Here is a 23,856-nt window from a genome sequence, read left to right as displayed (position 1 = left end):
GCCGGTGCAGCCGGCGATGCGCAGCGTCCACAGCGGGTGGTACCCACCCTCACGGCGGTTGGGCAGCCCATGGAATGCCGCTGCGGCCCATTTCGAAACCGGTCTTGTAGAGCGCCTGCATGAAGGCGGGGTCGAAGGGTTCCGGCTCCTGCATGGTGAAACTGTCAGGCACCCAGATGGCGCGGAAGGCGATGCCGTCGCGCATCGCGTTGGCATAGAGACGATAGAGATCGCCCACGCCCTGCGAGGTGATGAGCGTGCTGACGGCGCGGCCGACGATCGAGGCGAGCCGCGGCTTCACCATCGCATACTCCGGCGTCACCCGGCCATTGCGGACGACATAGAGCGTGCGCGCGATGCCGCTGCGGCCGTGCTTCGCATCCTTGGCCTTCACCGAGAAGCTGGAGGGGAAGAGGAAAGCCTGGTTGGTGGTGCCGCCATCGACATGCATCTCGTCGAAGGTCTTGCCGTCGGCCACCACCTTGATCTTGACCGGCTGGAACAGGCCGGGAACAGAGGAGGAGGCGACCAGAATGTCCTGGATCAGCTGCTTGCGGTCCGGCTCGCCACTTGCCGCGATGGCGCCGATGTCCCACACCACGGGCCGCCCGGCATCGAGATTGGTGGTGCCGATGAGCAACTTGCGGCCGCGGCCGTTCTGCACCGCGATGTCGGCCACCATCCGGTCGGTTACATAGCGCGCCACCAATTGCCGGAGCGGCGTGTTGTCGGCGGCCGCACTGGCGCCGGGCAGGCTCAGCACGGGCTTGCGGCGGAACACGTCGCGCCCCGAGATCTGGGTATAGGCCTCGGTCAGCAGCTTGTCATAGGGGGGCCCGAGATAGGCGAAAGGTGCGGTCAGCGAGCCCGTCGAGATGCCGGTGACGATGGTGAACTCCGGCCGGGTTCCGGCCTCGGTCCAGCCGGTAAGCAGCCCCGCCCCGAAGGCGCCATTGCTGCCGCCGCCCGACAGCGCCAGGAAATTGCGCTCATTTGGCGGCAGTCCGGCGGCTTTCTGCTGGGCGATAACCTCATTCACCATGGCAGGGCTCAGGCCCTCGCCATTGTCGCCCCAGAAGCGGATCTGGCTGTAGCCCGGAACGGCGGAGCGCCCGGCCAGCGGCTCCGGCACCGGGCTGCGCAGCGATTCGACCGTGGGGCCGGCGCAGGCCGCCAGCACGAGGCCCATCAGGGCGAGGAGAAGCCGTTTCAGGACATCACGATCAAATCCGCCGCTGCCCGATTGCGCTCCCGCCTCAGAACTTGACCACCAGCGCCGCGAGAGGCCCCTGCTCAACCACATCATACACAAAGCCATCATTGCTGTAGTCGACGCTCACGGCGCGATAGCCGGCAAACAGCGAGAAATTGTCGGTGAAGTCATAGCCTGCGCCGCCCATCAAGTCCCACATCAGGTCGGAGCCGACGCCGAAGCCGCCGATCATCGCCCAGCTGGTCATGTAGACCCTGGGCAAGAGATCGACGCGCAGTTTGGCGCCGACCAGCGGGTCGACCCAGGTGGCCCCATCGCTTTTCGACCTGCCGCCGAGCTGGCCGCCCCTCGCGTCGAAATCATTGTTCACCGACCACAGCCGCGCGCCGGCGATGAGATCGAGCCGGGCCATGCCGGTGTCGACGATGCCATAGCCCGCGACACCGGAGAGCATCAGGCTGGTGTTGGTCACGTCGATCTTGTTGGCCAAAATGCCTTTGGGCGTGTTCACGGACATGCTGACATTGGTGTAGGTCGCGTCCATGCCCATCATGAAGCGGCCCTTGCGGGCCTCGGCCATGCCCATTGCCGCAAAGTCGAGGTTCTGGATCACATCGCTGAAGGGAAGGTCGACGTTCTGCGCCGGCAGGCCGAAAACGCCCACATCGCCATTGAGGCCCGCACCCCAGCCATAAAGCGCGGCGACGAATTTCCAGTCGCCGGTGTCGGGTCCCGGCGGCAGGTCCGCCGCGCGGGCACCGGTTGACAGCGCCACGGCAAGCAGGGCGGCGGCGGCAATGGATTTCAGCGATTTCAGGAACATGCCAGATTCTCCCCAGTAGCGTGAAGCTATACACAACCGGCCATGGAGAGAAAGTGCGTCTGGCGACAATCCTCACTCCCCGGGCCATCTTTGCGGCAGGGTGACACATCCCTGCAACACCTTCGAAAATCGGGGTTGCGACGCTAAGTCTGAATGCGGTAGGCCACAATCTGCTAGCATGGGGCTTATTTCAAGACAGGAGCCCGCAATGAAAAAACACCTGATTCCGGCAATCCTCGCCGCAGCCCTGTTCGCAACGCTGCCGATGGAAGCCGCCTTTGCGCGCGAGGGTGGCGGCGGCAATCTTGGGGGCGGGGGCGGCGGCGGCTTCGGCGGTGGCAGCCACACCGATGGCGGCCGCGGCAATGTCAGCTATAGCCGCCCGCAGAACCAATCCGGCCAGCAGCTGTTCGACCAGGCCCGTAAGGACTGCAGCGGCCCGAAATACCCCTCCGGCGCGACGCCGCGGATCGATTACGATGCCGGCACCTATTCCTGCTTCGAGCCCGGCAGCACCCGGCGCTGAGGCAGGACCACGACACGGCAGAGGGGCCAGCGTTCTGCCCTGGGTGCTGGCGGGCCGGTCGTTGCGCTTGCCACTTCAGCACGGCCCTCCTAACAACGGGGCCATGCCATTCCCCTTCACAAGCCTCGCCGAGGGGCTCCCCGCGTCCGTGCCCTTCGTCGGGCCGGAAGCCCTCGAACGCCGCTCCGGAAAGCGGTTCCGCGCCCGTATCGGCGCAAACGAGAGTGTCTTCGGCCCCTCGCCGAAGGTGGCAGCCGCCATCGCGGCCGCAGCAGGGGAGAGCTGGCAGTACTGCGACCCGGAGAACCACGCCATCAAGGCGGCCCTTGCGCAGCATCTGGGCGTCGCACCCGAAAACGTGATGGTGGGTGAAGGGATCGACGGGCTCTTCGGCTATGCCGTGCGGCTCTTCGTCGAGCCCGGCGTCACGGTTGCCACATCGCAGGGCGCTTATCCCACCTTCAACTTCCATGTCCATGGTTTCGGCGGACGCCTCGTCACCACGCCTTATGTGAATGACCGGGAGGACCCGGCATCGCTGCTCGATCTCGCGGCGCGCGAAAAGGCCCGCCTCATCTACTTCGCCAACCCGGACAACCCGATGGGCAGCTGGTGGGACGCGGCCGCCGTGCAGCGCATGATCGATCGCATCCCGGATGGCGCGCTGCTCATGCTGGACGAGGCCTATGGCGAATTCGCGCCGCATGGCACACTGCCGCCGCTCGATGTGACAAACCGCAAGCTCCTTCGCTTCCGCACCTTTTCCAAGGCCTATGGCCTCGCCGGCCTGCGGCTCGGCTATTGCATCGGCCATGCCGGCCTCATTCGCGCCTTCGACAAGATCCGCAACCATTTCGGCGTGACGAAACTTGGCCAGGCGGCGGGGATCGCGGCGCTTGGCGATCAGAGTCACTTGCGGAGTGTGGTGGCGAAGGTTGCGGCGGCGCGCGATGAGATTGGCCAGATTGCCAGCAATCACGGCCTCACGCCGCTGCCGTCGGCCACCAATTTCGTAGCCATCGACTGCGGCCGCGACGGCGGCTACGCCAAGCGCGTGCTCGATGCGCTGCTGGCAGCGGGAGTCTTCGTGCGCATGCCCGGTGTCGCGCCCCTGAACCGCTGCATCCGCGTGACGGCGGGAACGGACGAAGACTTGCGCATCCTCGCGGATGAGTTGCCGAGGGCGCTGGCGACGGCGGCGGGCTGATCGACTCTCGTCTCATCATGAGCTGGCTTGACCGGCACATTCTTTCTGGTTGCCGCAAACGAAGATGGCCGGGACAAGCCCGGCCAAGATGACGACTTCCGCGTGACGGCGATTACAGCCGCGGATAATCCGTGTAGCCCTTGGGGCCAGGCGTATAGAAGGTGCTGAAGTCGATATCGTTGAGTGCCGTTCCCGACGTCCACCTTGCCACGAGATCGGGATTGGCCAGGAACGGGCGGCCCACGGCGACGAGGTCGCAGGCCTTTTCTTCGAGGTCCTTTTCGGCGCGCGCGGCGTCATAGCCTCCCGACAGGATCAGGGTGTGCTTGAAGAGCTTGCGGACGGTCTCCTTGATCGTGGCCGGAACCGGGGGTGCGCCCATGGGCGAATGGTCCACCAGGTGCACATAGACGAGGCCCAGCTCGTTGAGCCTCTTCGCCAGATAGGCATAGTCGGCCTCCATCTCCGGATAGTGGGGCATGTCATTGAAGGTGCCGTAAGGCGAGAGGCGGATGCCGGCCTTGTCCGCGCCAATGGCGGCGATCACAGCTTGCGCGACATCGATCACGAAGCGCGCCCGGTTCTCGATCGAACCGCCGTAACGGTCGGTGCGCTGGTTCGAGGTGGGGCGGATGAACTGCTCGAGCAGGTAGCCGTTGGCGGCGTGAAGCTCGACACCGTCACAGCCGGCGGCCACGGCATTGCGCGCGGCATTGGCAAATTCGGCAATGGCAGTCTTGATGTCGGCCTCCGACATCGGCTCGGGCGTGGGGTGGGGCTTCATGCCTTCGGCATCGGTATAGATCTCGCCCGCGGCTTGAATGGCGGAGGGGCCGAGCACGCGCGCGCCGGCGGGAAGGTTAAGCGGATGCCCGATGCGGCCGGTGTGCATGAGCTGTACGAAAATCTTGGCGCCGCCGGCATGAGCGGCCGTCGCGACCTTGCGCCAGCCTTCGACCTGCTCGGGGCTGAAGATGCCGGGGATGCGCGGATAGCCCAGCCCGTTGGGCGAGGGCGAGGTGCCCTCGGTGACGATGAGGCCCGCCGAGGCGCGCTGACCGTAATATTCGGCCATCAACTCGTTGGGCACATTGTTCATGGCGCGGTTGCGCGTCATCGGCGCCATGACAAGGTGGTTCTGCAGCGTGAGCTGGCCGAGCCTGGCCGGCGAATAGAGGATGGACATTGAGTGCCTTTCTGAAGCGAGTGTGGTTGCCGTGGTTGGGATGGGTTGGAAAGCCGCTTGTCAGGCAGCTCGTGGCGCGAGACGAGCAGGTCTTGCGGAAGGCCGGGAGACTGCCGCCCGGGGGCGGGCGATCATGCGCTTTCCATCTCATGCCTGGTGTTGACGAGGCCGTTGAGGTCGAGGCGCTGGGTGGTCATCGCGATGCTGCCGTCGGCGTTGCGCGGCCATTCGGCTTCCGGCTTGTCCCAGTAGAGTTCCACGCCGTTCATGTCAGGGTCATGAAGGTATAGCGCTTCCGACACGCCATGGTCTGCTGCGCCGTCGAGTTGCACATTGTTGGCGGCCAGACGCTTCAGCGCGTTGCCCAGGTCGGCGCGGGTGGGATAGAGGATGGCAACGTGATAGAGGCCCGTGGCGCCCGGGGGCGGCGGCTGCCCGCCGGCACTCTCCCAGGTGTTGAGGCCGATGTGGTGGTGATAGCCGCCGGCGGAAACGAAGGCCGCCTGTTTTCCGTACATCTGTTGCAGCTCGAAACCGAGCACGCCGCAATAGAAATCGAGGGCGCGCTGAAGATCGGACACCTTGAGGTGAACATGGCCGATGCGCGTGCCGGCCGGGATCGGGGCAGTGGCAGGTGGGACGGACACGGAGGTCTCCTTTTCTGTAACGCTAGACGTTACTGATATAGGCAAGCCCCGGTTCCGGCGCAACCCCCAACCTTCGTCCAAAAGCGCAAAACCGTGGATGAGTTCCGGGCGTGCTTGAAAACCCGGCCTGACTTGCCCAAAACCGGAAGGTATTTCGACAGGAGAGGCGCCATGGCCGAAACCGAGCACCCCAAGACACTCGTTGTGGTCGATCACCCGCTCGTGCTCCACAAGCTCTCGCTGATGCGCGACAAGAACACGCCCTCCGCGGTGTTCCGCCAGCTGTTGCGCGAGATCAGCCTTCTCCTGGCCTATGAGGTGACGCGCGACTTGCCGATGACCACCCAGAAAATCGAGACCCCCCTGACCGAGATGGACGCGCCCTTCCTCAAGGGCAAGAAGCTGGTCATCGTCTCCATCCTGCGCGCCGGCAACGGCCTCCTGGAGGGCATGCTGGACCTGCTGCCCTCGGCGCGCATCGGCCATATCGGGCTTTACCGCGACCCGGTCACGCTGAAGCCCGTCGAATACTACTTCAAGGTCCCCTCCGACATTGGCGAGCGCCCGGCGATCGTGGTGGATCCGATGCTGGCCACCGGCAATTCCACCGCCTATGCCATCGCCAAGCTGAAGGAGGCGGGTGCAAAGGACGTGCGCCTCGTCTGCCTGCTGGCAGCGCCCGAGGGCGTGAAGCGGGTGACCGGGGAGCACCCCGACGTGCCGATCTACACCGCCGCCGTCGACAGCCACCTCAATGACCACGGCTATATCGTGCCGGGACTGGGCGACGCGGGCGACCGCATGTTTGGCACCAAGTAATCCGTTTACCATAGGCCCCGGCAGCGCCGCCGCCTCACCAATTGCAAACTATTGGCCGGGTAGCGTCGATTGCGTGGGATGAGGTTAGTGGGAATTATGTCAGAGCCGGCGGTTGTCGTGGCGGACCCGGAGAAGAAGTCGCTGAAGCTCGAGGCGCGGCACGGCGGACGGCCGCGCCTGCTGCTGGCCGAGGATTCCGACCCCGTGCGCATTGTCACCGCCGCCATGCTGAAGGCCATGGGCTGCGATGTGGAAGCCGTGATCCACGGCGAGGAGGCGGTGAGGAGCGCTTCCGAGAACGCCTTCGACGTGATCGTGCTCGACATCGAGATGCCGATCATGGACGGCATCACCGCCGCGCGCTCGATCCGCCGGATGGGCGGTCCCATTGCCGCCACGCCGCTGATGGCGCTGTCGGCCTTTCTTGCGGACTCGGTCCGCACCGGCGAATGGCGCGACACCTTCGACATCGCACTGCCCAAGCCCGCCAACCGCAACGAGCTCCACGAGGCGGTGAAGGCGGCGCTTGCGCGCATAAGGGCCGGAGACTGACACGCGAAAGGGCGGGATGAACCCGCCCTTTTCCAGAACAATCGCCAGAAATCTCAGCCCTGGGCGGGCTTTGTCTCCAGCGACTTCAGCATGTGAAGCACCTCGCGCAGTTCCGGGCTCAGCACGCTCTTGCGCTTGCGGCCCGAGGTTTGCGCCGGTTGCTGGCTCTCTTCATCTTGCATCTTGCTCATCTTGCCGTCCTCGATTGCGCGCATAGTCGGTCCAGGGTCTTAACGTCACCCTAAAGATGACGTCCACTTCAGCTTGATGCGCCTCAATGGCGCCTGCGAGGCCCGATCCGGGCGGTTTTGGGGCAGTGTTAACAAGGCCTTGGGGCTTGCAGCCGGGACACTCCGAATTGTGGTGGAATAGGGAGCGGTCTTGCGCGTAATGTGGGCGGACCAAGCAAATGGAGGATCAGCTCTCATGGTGTCGAAGATTTCGGTGGGACTTTTCACGGCGGCCGCCTTGGCCATCGGCCTTTCCTCGGCCGCCATGGCCGATGCCAAGGCCGCAATCGAGGCCCGCCAGGCCTGCATGAAGGCCAATGCCGGCATGATGAAGGTGATGGTCCCCATCATCAAGGGCCAGAAGGCCTATGACAAGGCGGCGATCGACGCCGCCATCGGCGAATCGCAGAAGGCCTGCGGCGGCTGGGCCGGCTGGTGGGGCGAGGACACCAAGCCCGGCACCCCCGCCGGCAAGGCCGCGAAGACCGAGGCGAAGGCCGAGATCTGGACGGACAAGGCAGGCTTCGAAGCGGCCGGAGCGGCCTATGTGAAGGCTGAAGCCGCGGTGCAGGCAACAACCGACGAAGCCTCTTTCAAGGCCGCCTTCCCCGCGCTCGGCAAGTCCTGCCAGAGTTGCCACGAGACGTTCCGCCAGGCTGACTAGTCACCCGTGCGGCGCGGCGTCAGAAGCAGCTTGATCGCCCTGGCTCTGCTTGCAGTGCCGGGGCTCGCCGCCTTGTGGCTGCTCAGCATGCCGCGCCCGCTCACCGCGGCGGATGTTCCCCGGCACACCGCGGACATCGCCAATGGCGAGCGCCTCTACCATGCGGGAGGCTGCATCTCCTGCCACCAGCCCTCCTCCGAATTGGCCGGCGTGGAGGCCACCGTCCCGGCGGGCGGCGCGCCGCTGCACACGCCCATCGGCACGCTCTACCCGCTGAACCTGACGCCCGATGCCGAAACTGGCATCGGCTCATGGACGGACCTCCAGTTCCTCAACGCCGTGATGCGCGGCATCTCGCCCGAGGGCGAGCACCTGATCCCGGCGCTGCCCTACACCTCCTATGCCCGCATGAAGCCGGAGGACGTGCTGGACATCCGCGCCTATCTTGCGTCCCTGCCGCCGGTGAGATCGCCGGAGCGCGCGGCGGACATCACCGCACTGCCGCTCATCCGCCGCGGCGTGGGCTTGTGGAAGTGGGTGGGGCTCGACACCACGCCATGGAAGCCCGATCCCACGCAGTCCGAGAGCTGGAACCGCGGATCCTACCTCGTCAACGGCCCCGGCCACTGCCAGGAATGCCACACGCCGCGCAACATCTTCATGGCACTCGACACGTCGAAGGCCTTCGCCGGCGGCCCGCACCCGGAAGGCAAGGGCCGCGTACCGAGCCTGCTGGGCCTCATCGAACGCGGCCGCTACAGCGATGCCGCCGACCTCGCCTCGGCCCTGCAATATGGCGGGGCCATGGGCTATGATAAACTCTCATCGGGCGGCATGGGCCAGGTCCAGCGCAACATCGCGATGCTGCCCGAAAGCGACATCCAGGCGATAGCGGATTATATTGCGAGCCTGAAATAGGCCGTCATCATTCCTGCCACAACGCTGTCAGGAGCCATGGCGCAGACTTGCCTCTGTCAACTCACCAATGGAGGCAACAAATGCAGAGAACTGACGTCAACCCGTGGTCCTGGTCGCTGAACTACGGCTATGTGCAGGGGCTGATGCTCGAAGGGACGCGGCGGGAGCTGGTGTTTTCGGGCCAGACCGCGGTCGACGGCGAAGGCAACCCCCAGCACATCGGCAACATGCGGGGCCAGCTTGCGCTTGCGCTGGCCAACCTCGAGGCGGTGCTGGGTGCGGCGAACATGGGGCTCGGCAATCTCAAGAAGCTCACGATCTATACGGTGGATGTCGATGCCACCTTGCAGAACTGGGACGTCATCGCCGCAAGGCTGGGAGCCTGCGGCGTTGCTCCGCCGATGACGCTGCTTGGTGTGTCGCAGCTGGCGATGCCCATGCTGCTGGTGGAACTCGATGCCTCCGCCGTGGACTGACGCCGCCCCGGCCGGCTATTCTGCCGCTACCTCCGCTGGGCCTGACCGGCGGAGGCACTAAGGCAGTTGAAACCGATGCGCCGCGCCGAACGACTGTTCAGACTGGTGAATGAGCTGCGGACCCGCAGCGTCACCCGCGCAGAGGACCTTGCAACGCATTTCGAGGTGAGCCTCCGCACCGTCTATCGCGATATCGCCCATCTGCAGGCCTCGGGCCTGCCCATCGAGGGCGAGGCCGGGGTGGGCTATCTGCTCCGGCCGGGCTTCGACCTGCCCAATGTCACCTTCACCCATGAACAGGTGGACGCGCTGGCCATCGGCCTCTCCTTCGCCGAAAGCCTCGATGACGAGGGCCTGGCCGCCGCCGCCCGCGAGGTACGGTCCAAGCTGCAGGCCAGCCTGCCCAGACCCGAAACCCGGCGCCTGGCGGATGCGCCTTACTTCTCCTTTCCGCACACTACCGGCAGCCCGGCCCATGCGAAGCTCATCCGCACGGCGATCCGGGAATGCCGCTTCGTCGAAATGCTCTATGCCAATGGCAAAGGGCAGATTTCGACGCGCCGCCTGCGCCCCATCGCCGTGTGGAACCTGCCCGATGGCTGGATGTTCACCGCCTGGTGCGAGCTGCGCCAGGACTTCCGCACCTTCCGCCTGGACCGGATCGCCCGACTCGCAATGACGCCCGATCGCTTCGCACCCGATGACTCAAAGAGCCTCAAGGCCTTCAACGCGAAAGAAGGCTGCGCCCAGCCGGGGCCGCCGCAACGCTTGCTCCGACGAGAGATGGGCAGCTGAAAAGCACCTGCGCAAGTCGTCTTCTCCCGCTCCTTCAGCGGGAGAAGAAGGGACCCGTTGCGGCACGCAACGGGGAGATGAGGGGACGCCGGCACGATCATTTCCCGCGTCCCCTCATCTCCCCCAACTTCGTTAGGGCCCCCTCCTCTCCCGCTTCGCAGGAGAGGACGCTGGTACTTCAGAGTTTCGGCGACAGCCCCACGTCCTCCATCCAATGGTCGATCGCCGCCGCCGTCTCGTCCGGGTATTCGAGGGTGGGGAAGTGGCCGCAGCCGGCGAGTTCCACGTAGCAGCCACGGGCAATGGCGGCCGACATCTTCAGGCCATCGGCGGCGGGTGAAAACCTGTCATGCACGCCCCACAGCATCAGCGCGGGGCATCCGATCTCGCCCAGGCGCGGCCACAGGTCAGCGCGCCTTGCCAGCGCGTCCGACTGGCGGGTCATCGCGTCCGGCCCCAGCGTGGCGCACATGTCGATGAAGGCCCGGCGGGCGGCAGGCCCATTGGGGCCTTCCATATGGGCGATCATGTCGCCCATCTCCTCGGCCACCTGCTGCGCCTCGCCGGCGCGCAGGCGTTCCGAACGGCGAAGTCCCGCCCGCGGGTCCGCCACCGGTCCGGGGCTGGAGCCGATGACGATGAGGCCGCGCACGCGCCCGGGTGCGGCGAGTGTGGTTTCCAGCGCCACGCGCCCGCCGAAGGAGGTGCCCAGCACCACGAAATGCTCCGGCGCCTGAGTCAGCACCTGGGCAACGCAAGCTGCGAAGTCAACGCCATCGGCGATCACCGTGGAGCTCAGCACATTGGAGGGGAGCAGTGGCGCGATGCCGCCATAAAGCCGCCCGTCGCAGCCGAAGGCGGGGATCATCACGAGATTTGTCATGGCCGCCATCCTGCAACGGCGGGGTCCGCCTGAAAAGCCCCACATTGCCGTTGTCCGTACCGTGAGGGCTGGTACAAGGGCTGGCTTGACAACAACCTGCAGGACGAGCCCCGTGAAATCCCTCGACAAGAAGCTGAAGACCATCGCCGCCGGCAAATACACACGCAAGGACTTCATCCTCGCCGACGCCAAGGACCCGGACTATGCCTTCGGTGTCAAGGGCACCGGGGCGCACGATTATCTCGACCAGTCCGGCAAGCACCGCTCCATCCCCGAGTTCCGCCAGACCATCCGCGACATTGTCCGCCAGAAGCAGATGGACGTGATGCTCGGCGCGGTCTCCAACATGGAGGCGCTGATCGGGGAAGGCCTGTTCGACAAGTCGGGCGTCACGCCCGCCATCCGCGCCAATGACACCACCGACATCTGGCACCCGCGCGGCGGCCATTTCGCCAAGGAGCCGTCGCGCCCGTGGCGCACCGCGAATCTTTCCTATGTGAGCAAGTTCTGCGACCTCGGCCTCTATTCGGTGACCTTCAACAACATCCTCGAGCGCGACCTCGACACGGTGGCGCAGTACCGCGACTTCCGCCAGGACGCGGTGAAGCACAAATTCCGCCACTTCCTCGAGATCTTCAATCCCAACGCGCCGCAGAACCTGAGCGCCGAGGCGATGCCCCTCTTCGTCAACGACATGATCATGCGCGTGCTGGCCGGCATGGCCAAGGTGGAGCGGCCGCTGTTCCTCAAGATGCCGTTCAACGGAAGGATGGCGATGGAAGAGCTGGCAAGCCATGATCCGGGCCTCGTCATCGGCATCCTCGGCGGCTCGTCGGGAACGACGCGCGACTGTTTCGAACTTCTGAGCCAAGGCGAGAAGTCGGGCGCCAAGGTCGCCCTCTTCGGCCGCAAGATCAACTTGGCCGAAAGCCCGCTCGACCTCGTGGCGCTGTTCCGCCCGGTGATCGAATCGGAAGTGACGGCAGAGCAGGCGGTGAAGCACTATCACGCCATCCTCTCCAAGAAAGGCCTGAAGCCCAAGCGTTCGCTGGAGGACGACCTGAAGATCACCGAGCCCGCGCTCGAGGGCTGCCGGAAGTGACCAGGCGCGGCATCGTGCTGGCCGGCATCGTGGTGCTCGACATCGTGCACCTGATCGACCGCTGGCCCGCGGAGGAAACGCTGTCCTTCATCGACCGCACCGAGATGGCGGCGGGCGGCCCCCCGCACAATGCGGGCGCCGGGCTTTTGAAGCTCGGCGCGGAGTTCCCCGTCACGCTGCTCGCCGCCGCGGGCGATGATGCCTATGGCGAGATCATGCTGGCCAGTGCGCGGGGCTATGGCCTCGACACGTCGAAGGTCACGGTGATCCCCGGCGTGGTGACGAGCCACACCCATGTCATGTCCTGCAAGGATACAGGCCGCCGCACCTTCTTCGCGCAGCTGGGTTGCAACAATGTGATGACGGTCGAGCACCTGATGCCGCCCGAGAACTCAAACGCCAAGCTCTATTATCTCGGCAGCCCCGGAACCGCCCGCCACCTCGACGAAACCGATGGCTGGCGCGCCTTGCTGAAGGCGGCGAAGGCCCGCGGTATGAAAACCTGCCTCGAACTCTGCCCCGCACCTGCCGCGACACTGGCGAAGCTCGTGCCGCCCTGCCTAGCCCTGACGGATGTCTTCGTGGTGAACGACTACGAGGCCGCCAGCATCACCGGCCTCGACATGGCCCCCGGTGGCCGGCTCTCTTGGTCCGTCGCCGAAGAGGCCTGCCGCCAGCTGCTCGCCATGGGCGTTGCCGAACTGGCCTGTATCCACCACCCCGATGGCGCGGTGGCCGTGGCGCGCACAGGCGAGGTCTGCAAGCGCCCCTCGGTGAAGGTTGACCAATCCGAGATCGCCGGTTCCACCGGCGCGGGCGATGCCTTCTATGCCGGCGTTCTCTTCGGCCTCCACGAGGACTGGCCGCTGGACCGCTGCCTCGGCCTCGGCAACGCTGCCGCCGCGACGTCGCTCCATTCCCCAACAACTAGCGCCTCTATTCGTCCGTGGGCGGAGTGTCTGGAGTATGCCAGGGCGAAGGGACTGCGATCCTGGCAAGAAGCCCTCATCGCGTCCGGCCATAGAAACCCATCTGATCCTCGCGGCTGAACACCACGCCGGGGCGGTCGAAGTAGGAAAAAACCACAATCATCCGGTCCCGCCCGCCCTTCACGGCGCCCACCTTGTGGGCGGTGTTCCTGCCACGGAAGACGTTGAGCGTTCCGGCAGACAGCGTAAGCGACCTGACCTCCGGGTCCTCGCCGCGCAGCAGGCGGGCGACGCCGTCGTAGTTGGGGTCGCTGTCGCTGCGCAGGTCAGTGCGGTAGATGAACTCGCCGCCCTGTTCCGGCGCCTGCAGCAGCAGCGTGGTGGTGAATTCGCTGCGGTCGAAATGCCAGTTCAGCGCCTCGCACTCGCGGTAGGACATCACGTTCACCCTCGCGAGATCGTCGCGCGCCGGGAACAGCGCATCCTTCTGCATCGTTGCTGCCAGGAAGGTGACAAACTGCGACCACTCGTAGATCCACACCGGGACCGACTGCATGATCTGGTCGGCGCAAACCGTGCGGTTCACCGTCTCGCACAGGGCAAGTGCGGGATGGTCGGGGGCGAGGCCGGGCACGTCCTTGCGGAAATAGATGTTGTGGTTGCGGCGGTGGGTGAAGGACAGCGTCTCCATCACCGGGCGGATCTCGGCGATCGCTTGCTGCAGTGCGCCCGGCGTCACGAAGCCTTCGAGGTTGAACATGCCGTTCTGGGCCAGCTCGGCGCGGCAGCGCGCCACCAGCGCGTGCCATTCGGGCGTTCCCGGCCTGTCGAGCGGATAGCGGTCGAGATCGAGGATGTCGCGCATTGCCATGCTAGCTGCGATCCGCGAATAGGCGCGCCGCGTCCGTGATCGCCTCCCACACCGTCACCGCGAAGGTGCGCATCACGTAGATGTCGAAAGCGTTCTCAGCCGCGCAATGCACCGTGACGGGCGTGTGGTGGATCCCGGTCAGGGCCACGCCGCCGGGCGTGAAGACCGATGGATGCAGGTCGACCGGCATGAGCCGCGACAGCGCCTCGCGCGCCGGCGCGCCCTCCAGCGAGACGCGCACGCGGCTGCTGTTCAGCGGCGTCACAGCGCACTGGCCTTGCAGCTTCGCGGCCGCGTCATCCGTCTCGGGGCCGACAATCCAGAATTGGCCAGGGCCGAGGCGGAACAGCGTGCGCGCGTCATTCACCTGCGCCCGCGCCACTGTCTCAGGCAGCGGACCCACAACGGTGGAAAGCTTCGTCTCGAAGTCGGGCGAGAGGCCCGCGACCTGCGTCAGAGTGAAGCCGGGGCGCTCCGCGATCTTCAGCGTGCTGCCCACATAGGGCTTGGCGCTTGCCAGAGCCGATCTGCGCTCAAGCATGGAGGCGGGCTCCTTCCTTGTCGATGAAGTGGGGCGACACGATCTTCAGCCGCGCCTGCTCGTTCTTGAGCGGGAAGGCGGCGATGATCTCCTCTCCCTCGTGGCCGAGGCCACCCTTGTAGAGGCCGAGCGCGATGAACGTGTTGAGCTCCGTCGACCACGTGACCGAGGTGATGTAGCCCCGCCCATGGCCCTTGATCTCGTCGGTCGCGGCAAAGAGGATCGACCCGCCGCGCAGCTTCTTGTCAGGCTCCATCAGCTCGAGGCCGACGAGGCTCCAGCGCTCCGGGCTCTGGCAATCCTCGCGGAAGCGGAGCGCGCGGCCCACATAGTCCTTCTCTTTGCCGGCCATCTTGCCGAGGCCAAGGTCATCGAGCGTGTTGCGATGGTCTAGCTCGAGGCCCGCCACATGGCCTTTCTCGATTCGCAGGCTCGCCAGAGCCTCTAGGCCATAGGGCTTGATGCCGGTGGGTGCGGCCGCCTTGAGGATATGCGCCCACAGACTGATGGCATAGTCCGCCGCAACATGGACCTCATAGGCGAGCTCGCCCGAGAAGGACATGCGCAGCAGGCGCACGGTGACGCCCTCGAACGGGAAGTCCTTGCAGCCCATATAGGGCAGCGCGTCGTTGGAGAGGTCCTCGGCCGGGAAGGCCAGCTGCAAGGCCTCGCGCGCCTTGGGGCCAGAGACGGCCATGCCTGCCCACTCGTCGGTCAGCGAGGCGACCTGCACGTTGAGATCCGTCCAGTGGCACTGGAGCAGGTATTCGAGCCAACTCATGACCTCGCCCGCCTGCGCCGTGGTGGTGGTCATGTAGAACTGGTTGTCCGAGATGCGCGCGGTCGTACCGTCGTCCAGCACGATGCCGTCGTCGTTCAGCATCACGCCATAGCGCACCTTGCCAACGGGCAGCTTGGCGAAGCCGTTGACATAGACGCGATTGAGAAACTCCGCCGCATCCGGCCCCTGGATATCGATCTTGCCCAGCGTCGAGACATCGGCAAGGCCCACGCCGCGGCGAACGAGTTCCATCTCCTTCACATAGGCTGTCTCCGGCGTCGCACCGGCCCATGAATAGAACCAGGCGCGCTTCCACAGGCCGGCATCGATGAAGGTGGCGCCGTTCTTCACATGCCAGTCATGGAGCGGCGACAGGCGCACCGGGCGGAAATGCGCGCCAACCGTGCGGCCCGCGATGGCGCCCATGGTGAGCGGCGCGTAAGGCGGGCGGAAGGTCGTCGTGCCCGCCTCCGGAATGGTGATGCCGCGATACTCCGCCATCAGCGCAAGGGCATTTATGTTGGAGGTCTTGCCCTGGTCGGTGCCCATGCCAAGCGTCGTGTAGCGCTTCAGGTGCTCGACCGAGCGGTAGCCTTCCTGGTGCGCGATCTTCACGTCCTTGATGGTCACGTCGCTCTGGAAGTCGACGAAAGCCTTGCCCTTGGCGCTGTAGGCCGGGGCCCATGTGGGCAGGATGGCATAGCTGCGGTCCGTCACGTGTTCCGGCGCGTAAACGGGCCGCGTCTTACCGAAACCGGCATAAGACGCGGCGGAGGCGCCCGCATTGCTGCCCTCGGCGATCGCTGCCGAAAGACCGTAAGTGCCCATCATCGCGCCCGCGCCATAATGCGAAGCCGGGAAACCGCCCGGCACGAAGCCCGCGGCCGCCTCGTCGAATTTCGGCTTGATGCCGCCGTGGGACGAGAGATGGACGACCGGCGACCAGCCGCCCGCCATACCCACCGCATCGCATTCGATGGTGACGGCATGGGCGCCGCCGAGCTTCACACGCGTGACACCCTTGGCCCCCTCGACATCGAAGATGCCGCTGCCCGGAAAGATGGCGATGCCCTTGGCTCCCGCGCGCGACAGAATATCCGCCGAGACCGATGCGCGGTGGTCCGCCACGGTGACTGCGACACCAGCCGTGGCGAGGTCGAGTGCGGCCTGATAGGCGGTGTCATTGTTGGTGACGATCACCGCGCGCTTGTCAGGCGCCACCGCGAAGCGGTTGGTGTAGCTGCGAAGGGCAGAGGCGAGCATGACGCCCGGCCGGTCATTATTGGAGAAGACCAGCGGCCGCTCGATGGCGCCCGTCGCCATCACGATGGTCTTGGCGCGGAGCTGGGTGAGCAGCATGCGCGCCTCGCCCTTCCTCGCATCGGGGCGAAGGTGGCTGCGGTTCTCCACCAGCACGGCGAGGTTGCCGTCATAGAGGCCCTGTACCGTGGTGCGGGCGCAGGTCTCGGCGTTTGGAAGGCTTTTCAATTCGCCGATGCAAGCAATGCGCCAGGCCTCATGCCCGGCATCATTTCCGGAGAGCAGCGAGCCGCCGAAGTCGGAGTCCTGATCGGCCAGCACCACGCGCGCGCCGCTGCGGCCCGCGGTCAGTGCTGCCGCGAGGCCAGCGGGTCCGGACCCCACGACCAGCACGTCGCAGAAAGCGTAGCGCATGTCATAGCGGTCAGGATCTGGAAGGCCGGTCGCCTTGCCGAGCCCCGCAGCCTCGCGGATGAAGGGCTCATAGAACATCCAGGAGCCCTTCGTGGGCCCCATGAAGGTCTTGTAGTAGAAGCCCGACTGGAACAGGGGCGACAGAATCGAATTCACCGCCATCAGGTCGAACCCGGCTGACGGCCAGGCGTTCTGGGTTCTCGCCACGAGGCCATCGACGAGGTCCACCATGGTGGCCGCGACGTTGGGCTCGGTGGTGGCGCCTTCGCCCAGCGTGAACAGGCCGTTCGGCTCCTCGATGCCGGCGGCCACAAGCCCACGCGGACGGTGATACTTGAAGCTGCGGCCGATCAGCACCTGGTCATTGGCGAGCAGTGCCGAGGCCAGCGTATCTCCCGCGAAGCCGCCGAGCGCCTTGCCATCGAAGCGGGCGGATACGGGCTTGGCGCGGTCGATGCGGCCTCCTTGCGGCAACCGGCGGAAACGCGTCATGACACCACCCCGCCGATCTCGTTGGTGGCGGTGTTGCGGGCAAGCTTGAACCAGCGGCGGCAGCCCAGCACATGCTGCCAGTACTCCGTGTGCGGACCTTTCGGGTTCTCGAACAGAAACACGTAATCATGCCACGCCTTGAGATCGCCCGTTCCATGGGCGGGGCGCTGCTTGGAGGCATCGCCGCCATAGCGGAATTCGGAGACGTCGCGGTCGCCGCAGTGGGGGCACGGGATCATCATTGCTTGTAGGTCCAGTTGCCGAGGCCGAACTCGTCGAGCTCCCGGCCCTTCTCGAAACGGTCGAGGGCGAAGTCGCGGACGAGCTCATGTTCCTGGTCATGGGCGATGGTGTGGGCGTAGGTCCAGCCCGAGGCGGGCGTGGCCTTGAAGCCCTGGTAGCACCAGCCGCCGTTGAGATAGAGGTTCTTGACGGGTGTGCGGCAGATGAAGGGGCTGCCGTCCGGCGTCATGTCCTGAATGCCGCCCCAGTGCCGGAGCAGGCGCAGCCGCGAGATGAAGGGCATGAGCGAGACCGCGCATTCCGCCACCGTCTGGATGCGGTTGAACTGGCCGCGCTGCGTGTAGGTGTTGAATCCGTCGATATGACCGCCGAAGACGAGGCCGCCCTTGTCCGACTGCGAGAGATAGAACAGCTCCGCACCCCAGGATACGACATGGTCAACGATCGGTTTGATCGGCTCTGTCACGAAAGCCTGCAGAATGTGGCTCTCCACCGGGAGCTTGAGGCCTGCCATGCTGGCCACATGGCTCGTGTGGCCAGCCACCGCGATGCCCACCTTGCCCGCATTTATCCGGCCGCGCGGGGTTTCCACGCCCGACACCTTGCCGTCATTGATGACGAAGCCCGTCACCTCGCAATTCTCGATGATGTGCACGCCCAGGGCCGAGGCGGCGCGGGCATAGCCCCAGGCCACGGCATCATGGCGCACGGTTCCGGCGCGCGGCTGCATGATGGCGCCATGGATCGGCCAGCGCGCATCCTTGGAATAATCGAGATAGGGCAGGAGCTTCCGCACCTCGCCCGCGTCCAGCAGCTCGGCGTCGATGCCGTTGAGCCGCATGATGTTGCCGCGCCGGGCGAAGACGTCCATCTGCACCGGGCTGATCGCCAGCACGATCTGGCCGCGCTGGGAGACCATGCAGTTGAAGTTCAGGTCGTGGGAGAGGCCTTCCCAAAGCTTCAGCGAATGCTCGAAAAAGGCGGTGTTGCCGCCGATCATGTAGTTGGAGCGGATCAGCGTGGTATTGCGGCCGACATTGCCCGAGCCGATATAGCTCCGCTCGATCACCGCGACATTGGTGATGCCGTGGTTCTTGGCGAGATAATAAGCTGTTGCAAGGCCATGGCCGCCGCCGCCGACGATCACCACGTCATAGGAGGATTTGGGTTCGGGCGACTCCCAGGCCTTCGGCCAGGGCATACCCGGGTCGAGGGCGTGGCGCGCGAGGGCTAAGGCTGAATAATGCTTGGACACGGCGGCGTTGGTATCAGACTTGGCCGCTCCTCGGCAAGGTGTAGAAACCTCACCTGCGGTGGCGCTCTGCCCATTCCGTGACGAGGAAGGTGACCAGCCCCAGCCCGGCAAAACCGCCCACCAGCGGAATGACAGTACCGTTGTAAAGCTGGCCGATGGAGCCCCCGGTCACGATGGCGATGAGGGAAGACAGCGACCCGATGATGGCCGCCGCCATGCCGGCGATGCGCCCCATCGGCTCCATGGCGATGGCGTTGAAATTGCCGAACAGGAGCCCGGAGCAGAAGAAGCTGAGGAACAGATAGCCCGCGATGAACCACAGGGGCGGCAGGCCTCCCGACAGGAGGCTCACCACCACGGCAATGGCCGCCAGCACCAGGAAGGCCCGAAGCGCATATTTCGACAGCCGGCGCATGCCCAGCCGCATGACCAGCCGCGCATTGACCAGCATCGCCAGCGCCATGCCGCCCGCAAAGAAAGCGAACCACAGCGCGAAATAGGCGCCCTGCCCATAAAGCTCCGCAAACACCTGCTGCGAGGTGCCGAGATAGACGATGAAGGCGCCGAAGACGGTGCCGGCCGCCACCGTATAGCCCATGGCGATGGGGCTCCGCAGCACCTCGCCCGACGCCGAAACGAGAGAGGACACGGCCAGCGGCGTGCGTTTCTCCCGCGGCAGCGTCTCATCCTGGCGGAACCACAGCCACAAACCGGCAATGATGCCCACCACCAGGAAGCCCACGAAAATGAAGCGCCAGCCGGCGAACAGCAGCACCAGCGTGCCGAGCGAGGGCGCAATCATCGGCACCAGCATGAACACCATCATCACGAAGGACATGACGCGCGCCATGGCCGCACCCGCCTGCCCATCGCGCACCATGGCGATCGACACGATGCGCGGCGCCGATGCGCCGAAACCCTGGGTGACGCGGCCCACCAGGATCATCGGGAAGTTGACCGCAAACAGGCAGATCAGCGCGCCCAGCGCATAAAAGGCGAGGCCGATGATGATGGTGGGCTTCCGGCCCAGCGCGTCGGACCACGGGCCATAGATCAGCGTGCCCAGCGTCAAGCCGCCGAAGAAGGTGGTGATGATGAACTGCCGGCTGTTGGGGTCCTCAGCACCCAGCTCATGCGCGATGGCGCCGATGGCGGGCAGCATTGTGTCGATCGACATCGCCACCATGGCGTTGAGCAGCGCCACGAGCAGGATGAATTCGACACGGAGCTTGCGGGTCCCGGGCATCACGTCACGTAGTTCAGCATGCGCAGAACGTCGAAATAGTGATTGGTCTCGAAGCGAAGCGTGCGGTTTCCGGCATGTTCCATGCCGGGATACCACTGGTGGCGCGCGGCCAGCACAGGATTGGAATAAGTGATCTCGGCAATCACGTGCTCCGGCATCGCGAGCAGCGACGCCTTGAGCTCGCCGCGCAGCGAGGTGGCCGCACCGTCCCGGATCGCCTTCACTGCCGCGGCAGGCGTCATCGAAATGGTTGACTGGCCGCGGCCCTGCTTCACCGCGCAGCGCCCAACATGCGGGTTCACCTCTTCGATTTCATCCATCAGCCCCTTGTCGCCGCTGACGAAGACCGTGGGCACGCCCAGCATGGAGGAGGCCAGCGCATGGATCAGATACTCCGAGGCGCGCCGGCCGTTGATGCGGATCTCGGCGGCGTCGAGCGAGAGGGTATGGGCGAGGCTGTTCTCCTCGGACCCCGCGGCGGCGTGATAGCCAATCATCATCACCGCATCGAATGTCTCGTCCAGCTCCTGCACCATGCCGAGCGGGTGCCCCTGCCAGGCGCGGATCAGCCGGACATCGGCGGGCAGCATGGAAGCGATGATGTTGCGGCCGGAGCAGTGGGCGTCCTTGACGAGGATTTCAGTCGCCCCCGCGATCTGGGCGCCTTCGATGGCGGCCACCGCCTCACGCGTCATCTGCTCGCGGAATTCCTGCCAGTCGGCATGGTTCTTCTCGGCCTCGTCCCAGTGGGTGATGCCGGCGCAGCCTTCGATGTCGACGCTGATATAGACCTTCATGTTCGTCCCCCAAATCACGGACCTTCATAGCCGGACTTGCCACGATAGGCGACTTCGCGGGAAGATGGCAGCCATGCGCATCGATAAAGCCCGCCGTTCCGTCTTCCTCGATCCGGTCGACCCCACTTTTTACAATGATCCCTACCCCGCCTATCGCGCGATCCGGGCGGAAATCCCTGTCTTTAAGTGGGAACACTATGGCATCTGGTGCTTCGCCCGCTTCGAGGATGTGAACGCGCTGCTGCGCGACCGCCGCTTCGGCAGGCAGATCCTGCACGTTGCCAGCCGCGAGGAGCTGGGCTGGGCCGAAACGCCGGACCATCTCAAGCCCTTCTACGACTTCGAATCGCACTCGCTGCTGGAACTCGAGCCGCCGATGCACACCAGGCTCCGGAGCCTCATCAACCGTTCCTTCCTGTCACGCCGGGTGGAGCGGCTCAGACCCGCGATCACGAGTCTCGCCAATGGTTTGATCGACCGCTTCGAGAGCCAGCGCGAGGCGGAACTGCTCACAGCCTTCGCGACACCCATCCCGGTGATCGTCATCTGCGATCTGCTGGGCGTTCCGGCAGAGATGGCGCAGCAGTTGCTGGCCTGGTCGCATGACATGGTGGCGATGTACCAGGCGCGCCGCGACCGGGCAATCGAGGAGCGCGCTGTGAAGGCCACGGTCGAATTCTCCGCCTTCATGCGTGATTACATCACCGAGCGCCGGAAACGGCCGAAGGACGACCTGCTATCAGAGCTCATAAGGGTGGAGGAACAAGGCGCCAAGCTGACGGTGGACGAACTCGTCACCACCGCCATCTTGCTGTTGAACGCTGGCCACGAAGCCACCGTCCATGCGCTGGGCAACGGCATCAAGTGCCTGATCGAGGAGAACATCCGCGACGGGATCGACGAGGCCTGCATCGAGGAAACGCTCCGATTCGATCCGCCGCTCCACCTCTTCACCCGCTATGCGCTGGAAGACCTCGACTATGCAGGGACCCGCCTGAAGAAGGGCGAGAGCGTGGGCCTCATGCTGGGTGCCGCCAACCGCGACCCCGCCCGCTTCCCGCAGCCGGACCGCTTCATTCCCAGCCGCGAGCCCAACCCGCAGGTGGCCTTCGGCGCCGGCATCCATTTTTGCATCGGCGCGCCGCTGGCAAGGCTGGAATTGCAGATCGCGCTGCCGCTCCTGTTCCGCCGCCTGCCCCGGCTGACGCTGGCAAAGCCGCCCAGATACCGGAATGCCTATCATTTCCATGGGCTGGAGGCCCTGAAGGTCAGTTTCTGAGGCGTCGTTTCCCGACCATCGCCTGACGTTTCCCTTCACGCCGCCAGGGCGAGGAGCGCGTAAACCACACCTCAGGTGAAAACTGTTCAACAGGCCTTTGACATGACCGACGTCCAGCCCGCATCCGCTCCGTCCTCCGGCCGCCGCGCCCGTGGCGGCGCCGATGCCCGCCGCGCCGCCCGCACCTCGACCACCGTCAAGCAGTCAGGCTTCATCCGCCGCGCCATCAGGTCTTATGAGCCTTTTACCGACGAGCAGCTGGAGCTGATCGAGACCAACGCCGAGACGGTGCTGCAGGAAGTGGGCCTCGACATCTATGAGGACGAGGAAGCCGTCCGCATGTGGAAGGCCGCCGGCGCCGACGTGAAGCCGTCTGCCAGCGATCCCAAGCGCTTCCGCCTGCGCTTCCCCAGGGGCCTCGTCCGCTCGCTGATCAAGACCGCCCCGCGCGAATATGTGCAATATGCCCGCAACCCGGCCAACAACGTGACGATCGGCGGCAACAACACGGTCTTCGCTCCCGTCTATGGCCCGCCCTTCATCCGCAACCTCGACGAGGGCCGCCGCTACGCCACGATCGAGGACTTCCGCAACTTCGCCAAGCTCGTCTATATGCTGCCCAGCCTTCACCACGCCGGCGGCACGTTGTGCGAGCCCGTGGACATTCCCGTGGCCAAGCGCCACCTCGACATGATCTACACCCACATCAAGTATTCCGATAAGCCCTTCATGGCCTCGGTGACGGCGGGCGAACGCTCGGCCGACTCGGTGGCCATGGCGGAGATGGTCTTCGGCAAGGACTTCGTCGACCGGAACTGCGTGATGACCTCGCTGATCAACGCCAATTCGCCTATGGTGTGGGACGGCGTCATGCTCGGCGCGCTGAAGGTTCTGGCGCGCGCCAACCAGGCGACCGTGATCTCGCCCTTCATCGTGGCCGGGGCCATGTCGCCCGTGACCACGGTGGGCACGCTCACTCAGATCCTGGCGGAAGCCTCCGTCGGAATCGCCTTCACCCAACTCTGCCGTCCCGGTGCGCCGGTGGTGTTCGGCACCTTCGCGGCCTCCATGTCCATGCAGTCGGGAGCACCCACCTTTGGCAGCCCCGAGCCCGCCATGGTCACCTTCGGTGCGGCCCAGCTCGCGCGCCGCATGGGCGTTCCCTTCCGCTCCGGCGGCAGCCTCTGCGGCTCGAAACTTCCGGATGCGCAGGCGGCCTACGAGAGTGCGAACACCATGTGGTCGACGCTGCTCTCGGGCGTCAATTTCTGCCTCCATGCCGCGGGCTGGCTCGAAGGCGGCCTCGCCTCGGGCTATGAAAAGCTGATCATGGATGCCGACCAGCTGACCATGTACCAGAAGTTCGCCGAGGGCGTGGACTTCTCCGAGAACGGCCAGGCGCTGGACGCCATCCGCGAAGTGGGCCCCGGCTCGCATTACCTGGGATGCGCGCATACCCAGGCCAATTTCGAAACCGCCTTCTGGCGTTCGGGCCTTGCTGACAACAACTCCTTCGAGCAGTGGCGCGACGAGGGGGAGAAGGACATCGTGGTCCGCGCCAACGAACGCTGGAAGCAGATGCTGCGCGACTATCAGGCCCCGCCGCTCGACGAAGGCATCGACGAGGCGCTGCAGGCTTTCATGGCCAAGCGCAAGGAAGTGCTGCCGGACAACGTCAGCTGAGCCGACGCGACAATTTCCTCCCAA

25 protein-coding genes are annotated in these 23,856 nt (G+C 65.4%); 12 read left to right on the top strand and 13 right to left on the bottom strand.

The window, feature by feature from the left end; all coding sequences use genetic code 11:
• Positions 1 to 49: 49 nt before the first annotated feature.
• Both IOC82_RS08780 and IOC82_RS08775 read right to left on the bottom strand, forming a co-directional pair.
• Positions 50 to 1,306: a patatin-like phospholipase family protein gene (locus IOC82_RS08780; RefSeq protein ID WP_290545802.1), complete on the bottom strand. Its 1,257-nt coding sequence runs from the start codon at positions 1,304 to 1,306 to the stop codon at positions 50 to 52.
• Positions 1,257 to 2,036, bottom strand: a complete 780-nt coding sequence (locus IOC82_RS08775) for a hypothetical protein (RefSeq protein ID WP_290545801.1) — start codon at positions 2,034 to 2,036, stop codon at positions 1,257 to 1,259. Before IOC82_RS08775 ends, IOC82_RS08780 begins: the two co-directional genes overlap by 50 nt.
• A gap of 208 nt (positions 2,037 to 2,244) precedes the next feature.
• On the opposite strand from IOC82_RS08775, the gene IOC82_RS08770 reads away from it, so the two are divergent.
• Positions 2,245 to 2,562 carry a hypothetical protein gene (locus IOC82_RS08770; protein ID WP_290545800.1) on the top strand — a complete coding sequence of 106 codons (318 nt, stop codon included), beginning with the start codon at positions 2,245 to 2,247 and terminating at the stop codon, positions 2,560 to 2,562.
• 103 nt (positions 2,563 to 2,665) lie between these two features.
• Positions 2,666 to 3,769: a pyridoxal phosphate-dependent aminotransferase gene (locus IOC82_RS08765; protein WP_290545799.1), complete on the top strand. Its 1,104-nt coding sequence runs from the start codon at positions 2,666 to 2,668 to the stop codon at positions 3,767 to 3,769.
• A gap of 112 nt (positions 3,770 to 3,881) precedes the next feature.
• Here the strand turns inward: IOC82_RS08765 and IOC82_RS08760 are convergent, their stop codons facing one another.
• Positions 3,882 to 4,955 carry an alkene reductase gene (locus tag IOC82_RS08760; RefSeq protein ID WP_290545798.1) on the bottom strand — a complete coding sequence of 358 codons (1,074 nt, stop codon included), beginning with the start codon at positions 4,953 to 4,955 and terminating at the stop codon, positions 3,882 to 3,884.
• Between the two features lie 131 nt (positions 4,956 to 5,086).
• Positions 5,087 to 5,602 (bottom strand): VOC family protein, encoded by a 516-nt coding sequence (locus IOC82_RS08755; protein WP_290545797.1) that lies wholly within the window; start codon positions 5,600 to 5,602, stop codon positions 5,087 to 5,089.
• A gap of 171 nt (positions 5,603 to 5,773) precedes the next feature.
• On the opposite strand from IOC82_RS08755, the gene upp reads away from it, so the two are divergent.
• Together upp and IOC82_RS08745 are read left to right on the top strand one after the other, a co-directional pair.
• Entirely contained in the window at positions 5,774 to 6,421 is a 648-nt protein-coding gene (upp, locus tag IOC82_RS08750; protein WP_290545796.1) for a uracil phosphoribosyltransferase, read from the top strand.
• 96 nt (positions 6,422 to 6,517) lie between these two features.
• The gene (locus IOC82_RS08745) at positions 6,518 to 6,973 is read left to right on the top strand and encodes a response regulator (RefSeq protein WP_290545795.1); all 456 of its coding nucleotides are present in this window, start codon (positions 6,518 to 6,520) and stop codon (positions 6,971 to 6,973) included.
• A 53-nt stretch (positions 6,974 to 7,026) separates the two neighbouring features.
• On the opposite strand, the gene IOC82_RS08740 is transcribed toward IOC82_RS08745, so the two are convergent.
• Positions 7,027 to 7,164, bottom strand: a complete 138-nt coding sequence (locus IOC82_RS08740) for a hypothetical protein (RefSeq protein WP_290545794.1) — start codon at positions 7,162 to 7,164, stop codon at positions 7,027 to 7,029.
• Between the two features lie 235 nt (positions 7,165 to 7,399).
• Here IOC82_RS08740 and IOC82_RS08735 point away from each other — a divergent pair, with 235 nt between their 5' ends.
• The 4 genes from IOC82_RS08735 (at position 7,400) to IOC82_RS08720 (ending at position 10,056) form a co-directional block, all read left to right on the top strand.
• The gene (locus IOC82_RS08735; protein WP_290545793.1) at positions 7,400 to 7,867 is read left to right on the top strand and encodes a cytochrome c; all 468 of its coding nucleotides are present in this window, start codon (positions 7,400 to 7,402) and stop codon (positions 7,865 to 7,867) included.
• Positions 7,868 to 7,897: 30 nt separating this feature from the next.
• Positions 7,898 to 8,785, top strand: coding sequence for a cytochrome c (locus IOC82_RS08730; protein ID WP_290545792.1), 888 nt, complete (start codon positions 7,898 to 7,900; stop codon positions 8,783 to 8,785).
• Positions 8,786 to 8,865: 80 nt separating this feature from the next.
• Entirely contained in the window at positions 8,866 to 9,261 is a 396-nt protein-coding gene (locus IOC82_RS08725; RefSeq protein ID WP_290545791.1) for a Rid family hydrolase, read from the top strand.
• 75 nt (positions 9,262 to 9,336) lie between these two features.
• Positions 9,337 to 10,056 (top strand): YafY family protein, encoded by a 720-nt coding sequence (locus tag IOC82_RS08720; RefSeq protein WP_290545790.1) that lies wholly within the window; start codon positions 9,337 to 9,339, stop codon positions 10,054 to 10,056.
• Between the two features lie 178 nt (positions 10,057 to 10,234).
• Here IOC82_RS08720 and IOC82_RS08715 read toward each other — a convergent pair whose 3' ends face one another.
• Positions 10,235 to 10,939 (bottom strand): alpha/beta hydrolase, encoded by a 705-nt coding sequence (locus IOC82_RS08715; protein WP_290545789.1) that lies wholly within the window; start codon positions 10,937 to 10,939, stop codon positions 10,235 to 10,237.
• A 112-nt stretch (positions 10,940 to 11,051) separates the two neighbouring features.
• Here IOC82_RS08715 and IOC82_RS08710 point away from each other — a divergent pair, with 112 nt between their 5' ends.
• Positions 11,052 to 12,041 carry a hypothetical protein gene (locus IOC82_RS08710; protein ID WP_290545788.1) on the top strand — a complete coding sequence of 330 codons (990 nt, stop codon included), beginning with the start codon at positions 11,052 to 11,054 and terminating at the stop codon, positions 12,039 to 12,041.
• Positions 12,038 to 13,090 (top strand): carbohydrate kinase family protein, encoded by a 1,053-nt coding sequence (locus tag IOC82_RS08705; RefSeq protein WP_290545787.1) that lies wholly within the window; start codon positions 12,038 to 12,040, stop codon positions 13,088 to 13,090. The genes IOC82_RS08710 and IOC82_RS08705 overlap by 4 nt, the downstream gene beginning before the upstream one ends.
• On the opposite strand, the gene IOC82_RS08700 is transcribed toward IOC82_RS08705, so the two are convergent.
• The 7 genes from IOC82_RS08700 to IOC82_RS08670 are packed head-to-tail and all read right to left on the bottom strand — an operon-like array spanning position 13,047 to position 20,870.
• Entirely contained in the window at positions 13,047 to 13,841 is a 795-nt protein-coding gene (locus tag IOC82_RS08700; protein WP_290545786.1) for a 2OG-Fe(II) oxygenase, read from the bottom strand. The genes IOC82_RS08705 and IOC82_RS08700 overlap by 44 nt on opposite strands.
• A gap of 1 nt (position 13,842) precedes the next feature.
• Positions 13,843 to 14,382 (bottom strand): sarcosine oxidase subunit gamma, encoded by a 540-nt coding sequence (locus tag IOC82_RS08695; RefSeq protein ID WP_290545785.1) that lies wholly within the window; start codon positions 14,380 to 14,382, stop codon positions 13,843 to 13,845.
• Positions 14,375 to 17,329, bottom strand: coding sequence for a sarcosine oxidase subunit alpha family protein (locus tag IOC82_RS08690; protein ID WP_290545784.1), 2,955 nt, complete (start codon positions 17,327 to 17,329; stop codon positions 14,375 to 14,377). The genes IOC82_RS08695 and IOC82_RS08690 overlap by 8 nt, the downstream gene beginning before the upstream one ends.
• Positions 17,326 to 17,571, bottom strand: coding sequence for a sarcosine oxidase subunit delta (locus tag IOC82_RS08685; protein ID WP_290545783.1), 246 nt, complete (start codon positions 17,569 to 17,571; stop codon positions 17,326 to 17,328). The genes IOC82_RS08690 and IOC82_RS08685 overlap by 4 nt, the downstream gene beginning before the upstream one ends.
• Positions 17,568 to 18,827, bottom strand: a complete 1,260-nt coding sequence (locus IOC82_RS08680) for a sarcosine oxidase subunit beta family protein (protein WP_290545782.1) — start codon at positions 18,825 to 18,827, stop codon at positions 17,568 to 17,570. Before IOC82_RS08680 ends, IOC82_RS08685 begins: the two co-directional genes overlap by 4 nt.
• Before the next feature lie 49 nt (positions 18,828 to 18,876).
• Entirely contained in the window at positions 18,877 to 20,073 is a 1,197-nt protein-coding gene (locus tag IOC82_RS08675; protein WP_290545846.1) for a multidrug effflux MFS transporter, read from the bottom strand.
• Positions 20,073 to 20,870 carry a M55 family metallopeptidase gene (locus tag IOC82_RS08670; protein ID WP_290545781.1) on the bottom strand — a complete coding sequence of 266 codons (798 nt, stop codon included), beginning with the start codon at positions 20,868 to 20,870 and terminating at the stop codon, positions 20,073 to 20,075. Before IOC82_RS08670 ends, IOC82_RS08675 begins: the two co-directional genes overlap by 1 nt.
• 73 nt (positions 20,871 to 20,943) lie before the next feature.
• Here IOC82_RS08670 and IOC82_RS08665 point away from each other — a divergent pair, with 73 nt between their 5' ends.
• Both IOC82_RS08665 and IOC82_RS08660 read left to right on the top strand, forming a co-directional pair.
• Positions 20,944 to 22,149, top strand: coding sequence for a cytochrome P450 (locus IOC82_RS08665; protein WP_290545780.1), 1,206 nt, complete (start codon positions 20,944 to 20,946; stop codon positions 22,147 to 22,149).
• A gap of 102 nt (positions 22,150 to 22,251) precedes the next feature.
• Entirely contained in the window at positions 22,252 to 23,832 is a 1,581-nt protein-coding gene (locus tag IOC82_RS08660) for a trimethylamine methyltransferase family protein (RefSeq protein ID WP_290545779.1), read from the top strand.
• Positions 23,833 to 23,856: the final 24 nt, after the last annotated feature.

This window comes from Aestuariivirga sp. (assembly GCF_020252395.1).
Lineage (GTDB): Bacteria > Pseudomonadota > Alphaproteobacteria > Rhizobiales > Aestuariivirgaceae > Aestuariivirga.
This window is presented reverse-complemented; position numbering and strand designations above follow the sequence as displayed.

Excerpts from the sequence above, each read along its gene's own strand:
- IOC82_RS08780 (WP_290545802.1), bottom strand. The coding sequence starts at position 1,306 with ATGATGTGGTTGAGCAGGGGCCTCTCGCGGCGCTGGTGGTCAAGTTCT.
- IOC82_RS08775 (WP_290545801.1), bottom strand. The coding sequence starts at position 2,036 with ATGTTCCTGAAATCGCTGAAATCCATTGCCGCCGCCGCCCTGCTTGCC.
- IOC82_RS08770 (WP_290545800.1), top strand. The coding sequence starts at position 2,245 with ATGAAAAAACACCTGATTCCGGCAATCCTCGCCGCAGCCCTGTTCGCA.
- IOC82_RS08765 (WP_290545799.1), top strand. The coding sequence starts at position 2,666 with ATGCCATTCCCCTTCACAAGCCTCGCCGAGGGGCTCCCCGCGTCCGTG.
- IOC82_RS08760 (WP_290545798.1), bottom strand. The coding sequence starts at position 4,955 with ATGTCCATCCTCTATTCGCCGGCCAGGCTCGGCCAGCTCACGCTGCAG.
- upp (WP_290545796.1), top strand. The coding sequence starts at position 5,774 with ATGGCCGAAACCGAGCACCCCAAGACACTCGTTGTGGTCGATCACCCG.
- IOC82_RS08745 (WP_290545795.1), top strand. The coding sequence starts at position 6,518 with ATGTCAGAGCCGGCGGTTGTCGTGGCGGACCCGGAGAAGAAGTCGCTG.
- IOC82_RS08740 (WP_290545794.1), bottom strand. The coding sequence starts at position 7,164 with ATGAGCAAGATGCAAGATGAAGAGAGCCAGCAACCGGCGCAAACCTCG.
- IOC82_RS08735 (WP_290545793.1), top strand. The coding sequence starts at position 7,400 with ATGGTGTCGAAGATTTCGGTGGGACTTTTCACGGCGGCCGCCTTGGCC.
- IOC82_RS08725 (WP_290545791.1), top strand. The coding sequence starts at position 8,866 with ATGCAGAGAACTGACGTCAACCCGTGGTCCTGGTCGCTGAACTACGGC.
- IOC82_RS08720 (WP_290545790.1), top strand. The coding sequence starts at position 9,337 with ATGCGCCGCGCCGAACGACTGTTCAGACTGGTGAATGAGCTGCGGACC.
- IOC82_RS08715 (WP_290545789.1), bottom strand. The coding sequence starts at position 10,939 with ATGACAAATCTCGTGATGATCCCCGCCTTCGGCTGCGACGGGCGGCTT.
- IOC82_RS08700 (WP_290545786.1), bottom strand. The coding sequence starts at position 13,841 with ATGGCAATGCGCGACATCCTCGATCTCGACCGCTATCCGCTCGACAGG.
- IOC82_RS08695 (WP_290545785.1), bottom strand. The coding sequence starts at position 14,382 with ATGCTTGAGCGCAGATCGGCTCTGGCAAGCGCCAAGCCCTATGTGGGC.
- IOC82_RS08690 (WP_290545784.1), bottom strand. The coding sequence starts at position 17,329 with ATGACGCGTTTCCGCCGGTTGCCGCAAGGAGGCCGCATCGACCGCGCC.
- IOC82_RS08685 (WP_290545783.1), bottom strand. The coding sequence starts at position 17,571 with ATGATGATCCCGTGCCCCCACTGCGGCGACCGCGACGTCTCCGAATTC.
- IOC82_RS08675 (WP_290545846.1), bottom strand. The coding sequence starts at position 20,073 with ATGCCCGGGACCCGCAAGCTCCGTGTCGAATTCATCCTGCTCGTGGCG.
- IOC82_RS08670 (WP_290545781.1), bottom strand. The coding sequence starts at position 20,870 with ATGAAGGTCTATATCAGCGTCGACATCGAAGGCTGCGCCGGCATCACC.
- IOC82_RS08665 (WP_290545780.1), top strand. The coding sequence starts at position 20,944 with ATGCGCATCGATAAAGCCCGCCGTTCCGTCTTCCTCGATCCGGTCGAC.
- IOC82_RS08660 (WP_290545779.1), top strand. The coding sequence starts at position 22,252 with ATGACCGACGTCCAGCCCGCATCCGCTCCGTCCTCCGGCCGCCGCGCC.